Origin of the sequence: Paenibacillus cineris (assembly GCF_018333335.1) — a bacterium.
Taxonomy (GTDB): domain Bacteria; phylum Bacillota; class Bacilli; order Paenibacillales; family Paenibacillaceae; genus Paenibacillus_AQ; species Paenibacillus_AQ favisporus.
The window spans coordinates 2,442,323-2,455,850 of the sequence record NZ_BORU01000001.1; the positions used below are offsets into that span (position 1 = coordinate 2,442,323).

At 55.2% G+C, this 13,528-nt stretch carries 10 protein-coding genes; 9 read left to right on the plus strand and 1 reads right to left on the minus strand.

The features are described 5' to 3' along the window. Positions 1 to 16: 16 nt before the first annotated feature. Positions 17 to 2,425 carry a glycoside hydrolase family 95 protein gene (locus KI379_RS11490; RefSeq protein WP_212983630.1) on the plus strand — a complete coding sequence of 803 codons (2,409 nt, stop codon included), beginning with the start codon at positions 17 to 19 and terminating at the stop codon, positions 2,423 to 2,425. 102 nt (positions 2,426 to 2,527) lie between these two features. Here KI379_RS11490 and KI379_RS11495 read toward each other — a convergent pair whose 3' ends face one another. Continuing rightward, complete coding sequence (locus tag KI379_RS11495; RefSeq protein ID WP_212983631.1) at positions 2,528 to 3,391, minus strand: helix-turn-helix domain-containing protein; 864 nt, start codon at positions 3,389 to 3,391, stop codon at positions 2,528 to 2,530. Positions 3,392 to 3,515: 124 nt separating this feature from the next. On the opposite strand from KI379_RS11495, the gene KI379_RS11500 reads away from it, so the two are divergent. From KI379_RS11500 to KI379_RS11530, 8 genes are all read left to right on the plus strand, one after another. Then, the gene (locus tag KI379_RS11500) at positions 3,516 to 4,814 is read left to right on the plus strand and encodes a Gfo/Idh/MocA family oxidoreductase (RefSeq protein WP_076166212.1); all 1,299 of its coding nucleotides are present in this window, start codon (positions 3,516 to 3,518) and stop codon (positions 4,812 to 4,814) included. A gap of 257 nt (positions 4,815 to 5,071) precedes the next feature. Then, positions 5,072 to 6,898, plus strand: a complete 1,827-nt coding sequence (locus tag KI379_RS11505; RefSeq protein ID WP_212983632.1) for a cache domain-containing sensor histidine kinase — start codon at positions 5,072 to 5,074, stop codon at positions 6,896 to 6,898. Continuing rightward, complete coding sequence (locus KI379_RS34035) at positions 6,873 to 7,430, plus strand: response regulator (RefSeq protein ID WP_244879263.1); 558 nt, start codon at positions 6,873 to 6,875, stop codon at positions 7,428 to 7,430. Before KI379_RS11505 ends, KI379_RS34035 begins: the two co-directional genes overlap by 26 nt. After that, positions 7,427 to 8,440, plus strand: a complete 1,014-nt coding sequence (locus KI379_RS34040; protein ID WP_244879368.1) for a helix-turn-helix transcriptional regulator — start codon at positions 7,427 to 7,429, stop codon at positions 8,438 to 8,440. The genes KI379_RS34035 and KI379_RS34040 overlap by 4 nt, the downstream gene beginning before the upstream one ends. 110 nt (positions 8,441 to 8,550) lie before the next feature. Next, positions 8,551 to 9,465 carry a carbohydrate ABC transporter permease gene (locus KI379_RS11515; protein WP_076166202.1) on the plus strand — a complete coding sequence of 305 codons (915 nt, stop codon included), beginning with the start codon at positions 8,551 to 8,553 and terminating at the stop codon, positions 9,463 to 9,465. Positions 9,466 to 9,477: 12 nt separating this feature from the next. Next, positions 9,478 to 10,311, plus strand: a complete 834-nt coding sequence (locus KI379_RS11520) for a carbohydrate ABC transporter permease (protein WP_373309589.1) — start codon at positions 9,478 to 9,480, stop codon at positions 10,309 to 10,311. A 109-nt stretch (positions 10,312 to 10,420) separates the two neighbouring features. Further along, positions 10,421 to 11,740 (plus strand): ABC transporter substrate-binding protein, encoded by a 1,320-nt coding sequence (locus KI379_RS11525; protein ID WP_212983633.1) that lies wholly within the window; start codon positions 10,421 to 10,423, stop codon positions 11,738 to 11,740. A gap of 130 nt (positions 11,741 to 11,870) precedes the next feature. Next, positions 11,871 to 13,526, plus strand: coding sequence for an MGH1-like glycoside hydrolase domain-containing protein (locus tag KI379_RS11530; protein WP_212983634.1), 1,656 nt, complete (start codon positions 11,871 to 11,873; stop codon positions 13,524 to 13,526). Positions 13,527 to 13,528: the final 2 nt, after the last annotated feature.

Here is a 13,528-nt window from a genome sequence, read left to right on the forward strand (position 1 = left end):
GAACCGGAGGGGAAGCATGAAACTTCAATATGACAAACCTGCTACAGTATGGACGGAAGCGCTTCCGATCGGCAACGGCCGGATTGGTGCCATGGTGTTCGGAGGCGTGGCCGAAGAGCGGATCCAGCTGAACGAAGACACGCTGTGGTCGGGATATCCGCGGGACACGAATAATCCGGAGGCTTTGAAGGTATTGCCCCGCGTGCGTGAGCTGATCCGCAGCGGGCAATACGAGGAAGCCGACCGTGCGGCGAAAGGGATGATGGGTGCCTACAGCCAGTCCTATCTTCCGCTCGGAGATCTGCATATCGAGTTGGAGCAGGAGGGAGAAGCTTCGTTCACGGGTTACAAAAGAGAGCTGGATCTCGCTGAGGGCATTACTCGTGTTGAATACACGGTTGGCGGCGTGGTGTATACGAGGGAGATGTTCGTATCCCATCCGGACCAGGTGCTGGTCGTCCGTCTGACTTCCAGCGAGGCAGGGAAGCTGAATTTTCGGGCAGCGCTCAGCAGTCCGCTGCGCAGCGTGACGGAGGCGGAGAAAGGCACCTTAGTCCTCCGGGGTACCGCGCCGGAACAGGTTTGGCCTAATTATTACCGCAGCGATGATCCCATTATTTACGGCGACCCGGATACGACGGAAGCGGTGCGTTTTCAAGGACGCCTGACGGCTGTAACGGAGGGAGGCAGCGCAGCGGTCAGCGAAACGGACATCCGCGTTCAAGGCGCGACGGCGGCAACCCTTTATTTCAGTGCCGCGACAAGTTTTAGCGGCTTTGATAAACTGCCCGGAAGCCAAGGCAAAGATGAGAAACGGGCCGCCAAGGACGATTTGGACAGAGCTGTTCAAGGCAATTATGAGGGCCAGCGCCAAACGCATATTGCCGATCACCGCTCGCTGTTCGACCGGGTCCAGTTGTCGCTTGGGGCAAGCAAGGCAGGAGAAGAACTATCGACAGAGGACCGGATTGTCCGCTATGGAGCCGGCGATCCGGGGCTGGTGGAACTGCTGTTTCATTATGGCCGTTACCTGATGATCGCTAGTTCTCGGCCCGGCACCCAGCCGGCGAATCTGCAGGGAATTTGGAACCAGGAGATGCGTCCGCCTTGGAGCAGCAACTGGACGCTGAATATCAATGCAGAAATGAATTACTGGCCGGCCGAAACGGCGAATCTGTCCGAGCTGCATGAGCCGCTGCTTCGCTTTATCGGCGACTTGGCCCGGAATGGCGGGACAACGGCACAGACTCACTATGGCGCCCGCGGCTGGACCGCCCACCACAATTCGGACATTTGGGCGATGTCCAATCCCGTAGGCGATTACGGGCATGGCGATCCGGTATGGTGCATGTGGCCGATGGGCGGTGTCTGGCTGTGCCAGCACTTGTGGGAGCATTTTGCGTTCAGCCGGGACGAGAAGTATTTGCGGGAACATGCCTACCCGGTGATGAAGGAAGCGGCTCTGTTCTGCCTGGATTGGCTGCAGGACGACGGCAGCGGCCGCCTGATCACTTCGCCGTCGACCTCGCCGGAGCATAAATTCAGAACGCCGGCGGGCGGTCTGGCTGCGGTCAGCGAAGCATCGACGATGGATCTGATGCTGATCTGGGACCTGCTCACCAATCTAATTGAAGCGTCCGAGACGCTGGAAGAAGACGAAGCGCTGCGCCAGGAGTGGCTGGAGGCCAGGGAGCGTCTCCTGCCGCTGCAGGTCGGGAAGTACGGACAGCTTCAGGAATGGTCCAAGGATTTCGAAGACGAGGATGTCCACCACCGTCACGCGTCCCATATGTTCGGCGTATATCCGGGCCGGCAGCTCACCAAGCGGCAGTCGCCGGATTTATTCGAGGCCGCCCGCCGTTCCCTGGAACGGCGGGGCGACGACGGAACAGGCTGGAGTCTTGGCTGGAAGGTCGCCCTGTGGGCCCGGTTCGGCGAAGGCGACCGTTCGCTTGCTCTGCTCTCCAACCTGCTGCGCCTCGTCCGCGAAGATGAACCGGATAATTATCACCATGGAGGGGTGTATGCGAATTTGTTCGACGCCCATCCGCCGTTCCAAATTGACGGCAATTTTGCGGCGACGGCCGGCATTGCTGAAATGCTGCTTCAGTCGCATCAGGGATATTTGGAATTCCTTCCGGCTCTGCCTGCTTCCTGGCCGAACGGATTTGTGAAGGGCCTTCGCGCACGCGGAGGGTTCGAGGTCAGCCTGGAATGGAAAGAGGGAAGGCTTGCGGAGGCTGAGATTGTCTCCCATGCCGGATCGTCCCTGTCAATCTATTCGCTGAATCCGCTGACGATCTTGGCGGATGAAAACAGCATTCCTGTTCAACAGACTGGAGAGAACTTGTACTCATTCCCTACGACTGCGGGTATGACGTACCGCTTATTGCTTGAGCCATCCGTTCAGCAAGGAAGGCTCTGATTGTTGAAGCCCTGCCGAATCTTCGGCAGGGCTTTTTCATTTGGCATGGGGATGGTCACGCGAGGGTCACGTTCGTTAGAACGTCTGGAGAGCCAGTCTGCTTCATTCCCTGCGCCGAAAACCGGCGCGGTAGCTGCGGGCAGACATCCGCGTGACCGACTTGAATACTTTTTCAAAATGCGAAAAGTTCTCGAACCCCACGTCCTCCGACACCCGAATGATGCGTTCATCGGTTTCGCGCAGCAGACGCTGGGCCTCCTTGATCCGGGTAATGCCGATATATTCGATCAGGCCAAAACCGGTATACTTCTTGAACGACCGGCTCAGATGGCTGGGGCTCAAGTAGAACAGTTCACTCAGGCCGCTCAGCGTCAAGGATTCCCGGTAATGCTCCGAGATGTAGCTGGCGATGTCGTTCATACGGGCTGCAGCGGGAGAGACCGAGTCTTCGGGGACCCCTTGCTTGTATGCTGCGGACTGTCTGGCCGCAAACAGCAATGCCTGTCCCGCAGCATGCCGGACGGCCATCCGGTAACCGGGAGCCTCTTCCTGAATCTCCCGCAGCATTTCATAGAGCAGCTGTTCGATCCGAAGCTTGTCCTGATCCGGCAGATGCACCACGCGGTGGGGACCGTGAAACGGAGCAAGCAGCAGCTCGGTCTCATCCTGCTGGAGCGGCTCGAAATACGAATCGTTGACATAAATGACGATGCGTTCATGGTTCGGCACACCGGTGTCCGAGGTTTTATGCACTTCATTCCCCGGGATGAACACCAAATCTCCGGATCGGACCCGATACACCCGGTCTTTAATGAAGTAAAAGCGTTCGCCGCCAAACAAATAATACAGCTCGTAATGTTTGTGCATATGATCCTCCGACATGGAGAAGTGTCCCTTGCGGCGGTTATATTCAACAGAAAAGGGATCGGACGCGTCTCCGTACCGCAGCTCTTGGTGTAAAGCCATAATCGTTCCTCCACAAGCGCAATAAATGCGGGGTTTTCATCATTCTAGCATAAAATGCGGGGACAATAAGCGAATTTTGCAGTAATCTGCAAATAAACAGGTTCATAGAAGGAGAGGGAATAATATGGCCAAAAAAACATATGTGCAGGTCGGAGCAGGCGGAAGAGCGGAATTTTTTTACGGTGCGATTGCCCAGCGTTTCCGGGATTCGGCGGAGCTGCTCGCTTTTTGCGACGTGAACCAGACTCGCATGGATTATGCCAACAAGCTGCTGACGGAGAAGTACGATTATGACGCGGTACGAACGTATAAAACCGAAGCTTTTGACGAGATGATCCGGACCGAAAAGCCGGACTTCGTCATCGTAACCAGCGTGGACCGTACCCATCACCGCTATATTATCCGGGCGATGGAGCTCGGCTGCGACGTGATCACGGAAAAGCCGATGACGGTCGACGCGGCCAAATGCCAGGACATTCTCGACGCGGTGGAAAGAACAGGACGTAACGTGCGGGTTACCTTCAACTACCGTTATGCGCCTCATCATACGAAAGCCCGGGAGCTGATTGCAGACGGAACCATCGGGGATGTGACGTCGGTTCACTTCGAGTGGCTGCTTAATACGCAGCATGGCGCGGATTACTTCCGCAGATGGCATCGGGACAAGCGCAACAGCGGCGGTCTGCTCGTACATAAGTCGACTCACCACTTCGACCTGGTTAATTTCTGGATCGGATCTGAGCCGGAAACCGTCTATGCGATGGGAAACCTGCTGTTTTACGGACGGGAAAATGCTGAGAAGCGCGGAATCACCAAGTTTTATGACCGGGCAACAGGCCATCCGAACGCGAAGGACGATCCGTTTGCGCTCTCACTGGACAGCAACGCGCATCTGAAAGCGATGTACCTCGACGCGGAGTGGGAGGACGGCTACCGCCGGGATCAAAGCGTATTTGGCGACGGGATTTCGATCGAGGATACGATGAGCGTTATGGTCCGGTACAAAAATAAAGCGCAGCTGACCTATTCGCTGAATGCTTACATGCCGTGGGAAGGATACCGGATCGCCTTTAACGGCACCAAGGGCCGGATCGAAATGACGGTGATCGAGCAATCCTATGTCAATTCCGGCGGAGACAAAGCGCTGGAAGGAGCGGTCAAGGGGGTCAATATCCTGGTATTCCCCATGTTCGGCGAGCCTTACAAGGCGGACTTCGAGGAAGGGGCCGGCGGGCACGGCGGCGGCGATCCTGTGCTGCTGAACGATATTTTCGGCGTGCCTGTGGAAGATAAATTCCATCGGGCGGCGAACCATATTGACGGCGCACGATCGATCCTGACGGGCATTGCCGCCAATCAATCGATCTCCACCGGACTTCCGGTGAAAGTCGACGATCTGGTAAGGTTTTACGGGGCAAAGTAACATGCGCCACGGATAAGGATCGAGGCCACCTGAGCGGCAGCCATGGTGGCCTTTGGCTTCCTGATGCGGTAAGAGTTACAAAGACACTGACCGGTATAGATCAGTGTCTTTGTCATTTTCGCCAATGGTCCGGGGACTCACTGCTGCCGGAAATGGAGTGCTGGAAGGGCATGGCACACAGGGTTGAACCTGATTTGGTATGATGTGTTCATCAGTATCGCGAAAGCGCTGTCAAATTAACGGGAGGAAGGTTCGTCATGTTCTACTCGCTCAGAAGCAGGCTGATCTTATTTTTTGTGTTGTTGTTTGTTTTGTCGTTCAGTGCATTGTCTCTTCTCATTTTTAACGAATCACGAACGATTATCCGTTCCTATATTGAATCGTCCGCGCTCGAGAAAATGAATGAATACGGTTCCTACATCGACATGGTGCAGACGCAAATTTACGACTTGGCTTCCCTGATCTTTAACAGCGACCAGACCGATACCTGGGATAACATCGCATCGGACACGTCGGCAACGGAAGGGGAGAAGATGCTTGCCCATATCCAGATGAGCAAGTTTCTGACGCAGACGACCAACAGTTATACCAGCATCTCATCGGTCGCGCTGTACCGCAGGGAAGGCTTGTGGGTCAGTATGGATAACCAGGTCATCAAGGAAAGCTCCTTTCTGGATCAGTCCTGGTACAAGCAGTTTCGGGACGAGACGGTCCGCTGGGTACCGGCGCACACCGACGATGTGGAATTGAAAATCCGCCGCAGCGACCATCCGGTCGTCAGCATGCTGATGCCGATCGGGGCATTTGAACCGAAGCAGGCGAAAACGCTTCTGAAGGTCAACGTAAGCGCCGATTATTTTCTGGAACCGCTGAGCAGGATCCATTTGGGTGAGAGCGGGACGATGTATTTAATCGATCAGCATGGGAGCCCGCTCCTGACCCAAGCGGATTATGAAACGAGCGCCAATCTTGCCAAGAACGAGGTCGCCAGGGCGCAGGCAGGGCGAAGCAAGCAGGGCGTCGTCTATTTCAAGAACAACCAGGGTGAAGCGCAAATCCTCGTTTACAAAAAGCTGGCTCAAAACGGTTGGATGCTTGTTGGCATCGTCCCGGAGAGCGATCTGTACGCTCCGCTGCTTAAGCTGCGCAACAGTATTATGGTGCTGGCGGCGGCGCTGCTGCTGATCTCGCTCTTCGTCGCCTTCTGGCTGTCGAACGGGATTACGCGGCCCCTGTCAAGGCTCGTCTCCGCCATGCGGCATGTGCAGCGGGGGGATTTTGACAGCGCGGAGAGCCGGCTGCCTCTGGAAGGCACCGTCCGAAATGAGGTCGGGTTTGCCACAGTGACATTCCGCAACATGATCGGCAGGCTGCGGCAGCATATCAAAACCGAATTCGAACTGAAGCTGCTCCGGCAGCAGGCCGAATATAAGGCGCTGCTGATGCAGATTAATCCTCATTTTTTGTTCAATACGCTGGAGCTGCTCAGCAGCCTGGCGATGCAGAGGCGTACGGACGATACCGTAAAGGTTATCGAGTCGCTCGGAAAAATGCTGCGCTTCGGCTTGCGGATCAGCGACGATTTGGTCGCCTTGAAAGAGGAGCTGAAATACGTTCATGATTATGCTTCCATTCTGCGCATCCGCTTCGGGGACCGGCTCTGGCTGTCCGTGGAAGAGGACGGCCTGCCGGAGCAAGCCGCATGTGTCAAGTTTGTCCTTCAGCCTCTGCTCGAGAACGCCGTAAAATACAGTTTCGCGCATCGGACTGAAGCGCGTGTATCCGTCAGGGTGTACCGAAGGGACAGCCATGTGGTCATGTCCGTCACGGACAACGGGCCCGGAATGACGGAGGAACAGATCCGCGAGGTGCTGGAAGAAGCAGCGGCCGCCCGCCCGGACCAAATTCTGGCCAGCCGGGAACGGCAGATCGGACTCGGGAATGTACTTGCGAGGTGCCGGCTGTACTATGGCTCGTTGTTCGAGGCTCATCTGGATTCAAAGCCCGGTGGGGGAATGCGAATTGAACTGATGTTACCGATTAGGGAGGTGTATAACGATGTATCGCTTATTGATCGTGGATGACGAACCGGAGATCCGCCAAGGTCTGCGGCTCAAGGTGGATGTAGACGGTCTTGGCATTGCGCTGGCCGGCGAAGCGTCGAACGGGGCGGAGGCGCTGTCCCTTCTGGAGAACGGTGATATCGAGATCGTCCTTACCGACATGAACATGCCGCTCATGGGCGGTGTGCAGTTTATGGAAGTGTGCAGGGAACGCTGCCCGAACGTCAGGGTCATCGTCATTACCGGCTATGAGGATTTTCAGTACGCTCGGGCTGCACTCCGCTTCCAGGCGAGCGAATACCTGCTGAAGCCGGTCGCCCGCGATGAGCTGAATTCCGTTCTGAAAAACGTCACCGCCGAGCTGAACCGGGAACGGGATAAAGCGCAGCTAGAGGCCAAAACGCTGTGGGAGCTGTCGCAATATTACAGGGAGATGAAGGAGCAATTTATCCTTCGGCTCGTCCACTGGGAAACCGGGTCGGAGAGCAAAGTTACGGACCACGCCCGTAGATTCGGCTTGGCGGTTGGGATGAGCGTCAAGTGCGCTTTATGACCCTCGGCCTGAAGGTGATGGATATCGGACATGCGCCGGATCGGGCACCCGATCAATTCCTCCTCCCGCTGGAAATGATCTGCCGTGAAAAGGCAGAAGACGCAGCTGGAAAATGCGAGGCGTTCCGGGACGGGCATTATCCGGGGCTGATTCATGTGGTCACCGCGGAGTCCGTGGACTGGCTGTACTCTTTTGCAGATCACCTCCGGTCAGAAGTGAAGCGTATGCTTGGGTTTGAGCTGGGCTTCGGCATCGGCCAATCCGTAGCAGGCTTCAAGGCTTGGAAGGACGGCTACCTCTCATCGCTTGTGGCCTGGAACTATGCTGACAGCCGTTTGCCGGCCGAGATCCGTCTCCAATCCATCGACAAAACGTCCATAATCGCAGATGAAATCAAAGTCATCGAACGGTACCTGGCCAAAGGTGAATATGCTGCGTTTGATCAGGCCGTCCGCCCCATTCTCCGGCTGGCTTTTACAGGGCCTGCGGCCAGTAGGGTGAAAGTCATTTTTCAGTTGTACCTGGCTCTGGAGTCAGCCGCGAGCGATTTGCTCATCAGGGTCGAGAATGCAGAACAACTGTGGCTCCGGCCGGAGTTGGCCTATTCATTGGATTCGGTGGATAAGGCGTACTCGTACCTTGCAGGGATCGCCCGGAAAATCGCCAGACAGCGCGAAGAAGGCGCTGACGCTGCCGATGTCAACCTGATTGAATCCGTCCGCCGCTATATTGATGACCACTATGCATCAGACTTGAACTTGAGCGATATGGCTGCCCGTTTTAACTATCATCCTTCTTATTTCTCGGAATTGTTCAAGAAACGGGTCGGGCGAACCTTCATTCAGTACTTGACCGATGTGCGGATGACGCAGGCGATCCGGCTGCTGGAGGAGACCCAGCTCAGCCTGTGGGATATAGCCGAACTTACGGGCTTCAGCAATGCCAGCTACTTCAGCTCGAAATTCAAAAAGATTTACGGCATTTCTCCTTCCGATTACCGCGAGAGATGACCGAGAGAGTTACCTGAAAAAATTGATAGCGAAGTGCCGAAGAAATAGAATTCAGCGCGTGCCGCATCTTGCTTATGATGTTCTTACCAACATCAGAAGGAGGATTCGCGATGCGAACATCACGCAGGCTGCCGATCCATTCGCACAACCGTACGGCGTACGCTTTTTTGCTGCCATGGCTTATCGGCTTTTTTTGCCTCACGCTCGGACCGATGCTCGGCTCGCTGTATTTGTCGCTGACCAAATACAACTTGCTGCGTCCACCCGAATGGATCGGTTTCGCCAATTTCAAGCAGATTTTTACGAATGACGCGACGTTTACGCATTCGCTGCAGCTGACATTCGTGTACGTGCTGCTGTCCGTACCGCTCCGTATCATTTTTGCGCTGGTCGTGGCGCTGGCACTGAACAAGGGGATTCGTGGACTGGGCATCTACCGGACCGTCTATTACATTCCGTCACTTCTCGGAGGAAGTGTTGCCATCTCCATCGTTTGGCGGCAAATCTTTGACAGCGAAGGCGTTATGAATGCGTTCCTTGGGTGGTTTGGCCTGGAAGGGCCAGCATGGATCGCCAACCCCGATTATCTGATTTATCCGATCGTCACGCTGTCGGTTTGGCAGTTCGGCTCGGCGATGGTCATCTTTTTAGCAGGCCTGAAGCAGGTGCCGGCCGATCTGTATGAAGCGTCCCAAGTAGATGGCGCCGGGAAAATACGCCAGTTTTTCAGCATATCGCTGCCGATGCTGACGCCTGTTCTCTTTTTTAATCTGATCATGAGCATTATCAACTCGTTTCAGGCGTTTACGCCGGCTTACGTCATCGGCGACGGTCACGGAGGACCGCTGGATGCCTCGATGTTCTACACGTTATACCTGTATTTGAAAGGCTTCTCCTATTTCGATATGGGATATGCATCGGCGCTGGCCTGGATCATGCTGCTCATTATTGCCGTCTTTACGGGCATTATCTTTGCCACGTCGCGCTTCTGGGTTTTCTACGGCGACGGGAAAGAGGGGAGATAAGCCATGCTGACGATGAAAGGAACTTACTCAAAGGCCATCAGGCATGTGCTGATCCTCCTGGTCGGACTGGCTATGCTGTATCCTGTATTGTGGCTGCTCAGCAGCTCCTTTAAGCCAAATCAAGCGATTTTTACCGATACCGGTTTATGGTCGCACAGCTTTACGTTCGATAATTACAAAAATGGTTGGAAGGGCTTTCAAGGCGTATCCTTCAGCCGCTTTTTCGGCAACTCGGCGCTCATCTCCATCCTCTGCGTGCTGGGTAACATCGTGACCTGCTCGCTTGCGGCTTACGCCTTTGCCCGGCTGGAATTCAAGCTGAAAAAAATATGGTTTGCACTGATGCTGGTGACGATCATGCTGCCTTATCATGTGACGCTTGTGCCGCAGTATATCATTTTCAGCAAGTTAGGCTGGATTAACACGTTTGCACCGCTGATCCTGCCCAAATGGCTGGCTCACGACTCTTTCTTTATCCTGCTGATGGTTCAGTTCATTCGCGGCATCCCGCGCGAGCTGGACGAGAGCGCGACGATCGACGGCTGCGGCCAGGGCAAGCTGTACCTGCGGATCATTCTGCCCCTGTTAACCCCGGCGCTGATCTCAACTGCGATCTTTACGTTTATCTGGACGTGGGACGATTTCTTCAGCCAGATGATTTACATCAGCGATATCAAGCTGTTTACCGTGCAGCTCGGCATCCGGGCGCTGTACGATCCATCGGGCTCATCCGATTGGGGGGCACTGCTCGCCATTTCCGTGCTGTCGCTGCTCCCGATCACGCTGATTTTTCTGATGTTCCAGCGGTACTTCCTGGAAGGCATCGCGACGACAGGGCTGAAATAACCCCTGCGCAGTTCTGAAGACACCGAAAGAGGAGAGCAGCAGTCTGCGACAGGAATGACAATTGTGCAAACGCTTCATAAAACTTATAGCGATGAAGGAGAAATGGAACATGAAAAAAAGATGGTTCATCTCTGTGCTGGCGACCATGACCGTGATGCTGTCGGCATGCGGCAGTTCGGGCGGCCCGGCGGCTTCCAGCGGATCCGGCGGGGAAGCGAATTCCGGAGGCGACCAGGTCGAGCTCAGGATGATGTGGTGGGGGGACCAGGCTCGGGCGGATTTGACGAATAAGGCGCTTGAGCTGTTCGAGCAGAAGCATCCGGATATTAAAGTCGTGGGCGAGTTCTCGCCGCAGGACGGTTATTTTGACAAGCTGAACACGCAGCTGGCTTCGGGAACAGCTCCGGACGTATTTTTTCTGGGAGGCAATGTGGTGGACTACGCCAACAAGGGCGTTCTGCTGGATCTCCAACCTTATAAAGGCAATGAGCTGAAGCTTGACGATATGGACACGACGATGGTGCAGTACGGAACGATCAACGGCAAGCTGGTTCATATTTCAGCAGGCGCCAACGCCCGCGGCATCGTTATCAACAAGACGCTCTTTGAGAAAGCCGGCATCGGAGTGCCGCAGGATGGCTGGAACTGGGAAGATTACGCCCGGATCAGCAAGGAAATTTCCGACAAGCTGGGTAAAGGCTACTATGGGACTTACAATTTCACAACCGACGGCATGGACATTTATTTGAAGCAGAACGGCAAGCAGCTGTATGACATGACAAACAACAAGCTTGGTTTTGAGGAAGCCGATATTCTGCCATGGTTCCAGTACTGGGATCAAACGTCGAAGGCAGGAGGCGTAGTCACGCCTGAGCTTCAGGTTTCCAATCCGGCGAATGATGCGAGCAAGTCTCTGATCATCAAAGGAAAAGTAGCAATGACCCTGCTTCCGTCCAATATGCTGGCCTCGTACCAAAGCCTGACCCAAGATGAATTGACGATGGTGCAGGTACCGCGCGGTCCGAAAGGAACCGGCGTGGTGTTCGAATCCAGCCAGGGCATGTCCGGCTACGCGAAGACCCAGCATCCGAAGGAAGTGGCCGAGCTGATGGACTTTTGGATTAACGATCCGGAGGCTGTGAAAATACTCGGCAGCAACCGGGGCGTTCCAGTGACGGAGGAAGGCCGCAAGACGCTGGAGGCCGAGGCCAGCGCTGCCGACAAGATCGTCTATGACTTCACGAGCCGCGTGTCCGAAGCGAACAAGAAGGAGCCTTTTGCGATCAGCTACAACCCACCGGGGAACGCCGAGTTTATCAAGCTTGCGGATAATACGGTCCAGCTGATCGGCTTCGGGAAAGAAGGCGTGGAAAAAGCGGTGTCTGATTTTTATGCGGGAACAGTAAAAATTTTCCAAAGCAATCAATAAGTATTCGGCAGTATCCGGCATATCTGGCGATGACGCCGATCCCATAATCAATGGCCCCGAAAGGTCATCCGCTGCGGCAGAGACTTGGCGGGGCTTTTTTCTGATAGAAGAAACACGGAAAGCGAGGAGAATGATCGTGGATGAGAAGGCGCTGTTAGAAAAATTAAGGGCGGTGAACGTGGAACATCGGATTGGAGAGCCCGGGAAAGCGCCGGACTTAGATGTTGCTGCCGAGTGGAAGCGGAGCGGTGTCCGGTTTGCCGCATCCGAAGGCAAGCTTGAAAGTGTCTATTACAAGGCGGTTCGCAGGCTGCTTGACTGCATCGCTATTGTTGGCGGCGTACCGATGCTGCAGGAAGGAGGGATATATCTTGGCTGCTGGCTCGAAAGCACCGGCACGATCAACGCGGAGCTGCTGTCACGTTTCCTGCCGAGCGTGGCGCAATCGACGTTCCGCTCCTTTGCGCTGCACCAGCGGGCCGATGGTCTGCTCCCTTACAAAATTACGGGCGACGGGCCGGCTTACCGTCAAATCCAGCTTGTTACCCCGCTTGCCCGCAGCGTCTGGAATCATTATTTGCTGCAAGGGCGGGACCATGCGTTTCTGCGGATGATGTACCAGGCGATGGAACGTTATGATGTCTGGTTGTCTGCTCAACGTAATACCCGGGGGACCGGCTGTGTCGAGGCATTTTCGGCTTTCGATACGGGCCATGATCTGTCGCCTCGCTTCTGGCATGTGCCGGACACGCCACACCATGGCGATCCGAGCCGGTTCGATTCCGATTCGCCAGTTTTACCGTTTCTGGCGCCGGACCTTACGGCAAACGTATATTGTCAGCGTTTGTATTTGGCCAAAATCGCCGAGGAGCTGGGCTTGCTTGGCGAGGGGTGGATTTCCAAAGCTAAGCAGAGCGCTGACAGCCTCTTCGGGTACTGTTTTGACGAGGAAGACGCCTTTTTCTACGACCGTGACCGTCAGAACCGATTTGTCCGCGTTCAGTCCGATGTTCTGCTGCGCGTACTCGCCTGTGAAGTCGGTGACCGTGAATTTTTTGATGCGATGCTGTCGCGTTACTTGCTGAATACGCGCAAGTTTTTTGCCAAATATCCGTTCACCTCCATTGCGATGGATGATCCGCGGTTCGACCCGTTCTCCAGCTACAACAGCTGGGCGGGGCCGTCCAACTTTCTCAGCCTGATCCGGGCACCGCATGCTTTTGAGCATCATCACCGGCATGTCGAGCTGACATGGGCCATGCAGCCGATCTTGTGTTCATTGGCCAGGGCCGAGCGTTTCGCGCAGACCGTCAGTCCCTGGACAGGGAAAGAGGGTTTTACCGAAGCCTATTCGCCTGCCATCTTGTGCCTGCTCGACTACGTGGAACGGCTTAGCGGAATCCTGCCTAGACCCGATGGGGAAGTCTGGTTCACAGGGCTTCTCCCGTCTGCGATGGATCATGGAGAGGAGGTCGCCGGTGAGACGGCTTATGCACGATCCATAGACAGGGTGCTCTATGAGCTGGTCAATCTGCGTGACAAGTCGGTCATTTACCGGGAGGGTCAAGCCTATATGAAATTCCCTTCCGGCGTCCGGGTCGTTACGGACCGGGAGGGAAGCCTGCGGGGTATTCTTGGAATGAGTGTGCGGACGGTTGATGGCCGATTGGAATGGGAAGGCCGGAGCATCCCTTTTTCGGTCAAAGGTAATGAGTATCTCAAGTACGGCGATGGAGAACTGAAACAAGCCAGAGATGTTGGCATCATTTATCCGACATATTCTTAAGG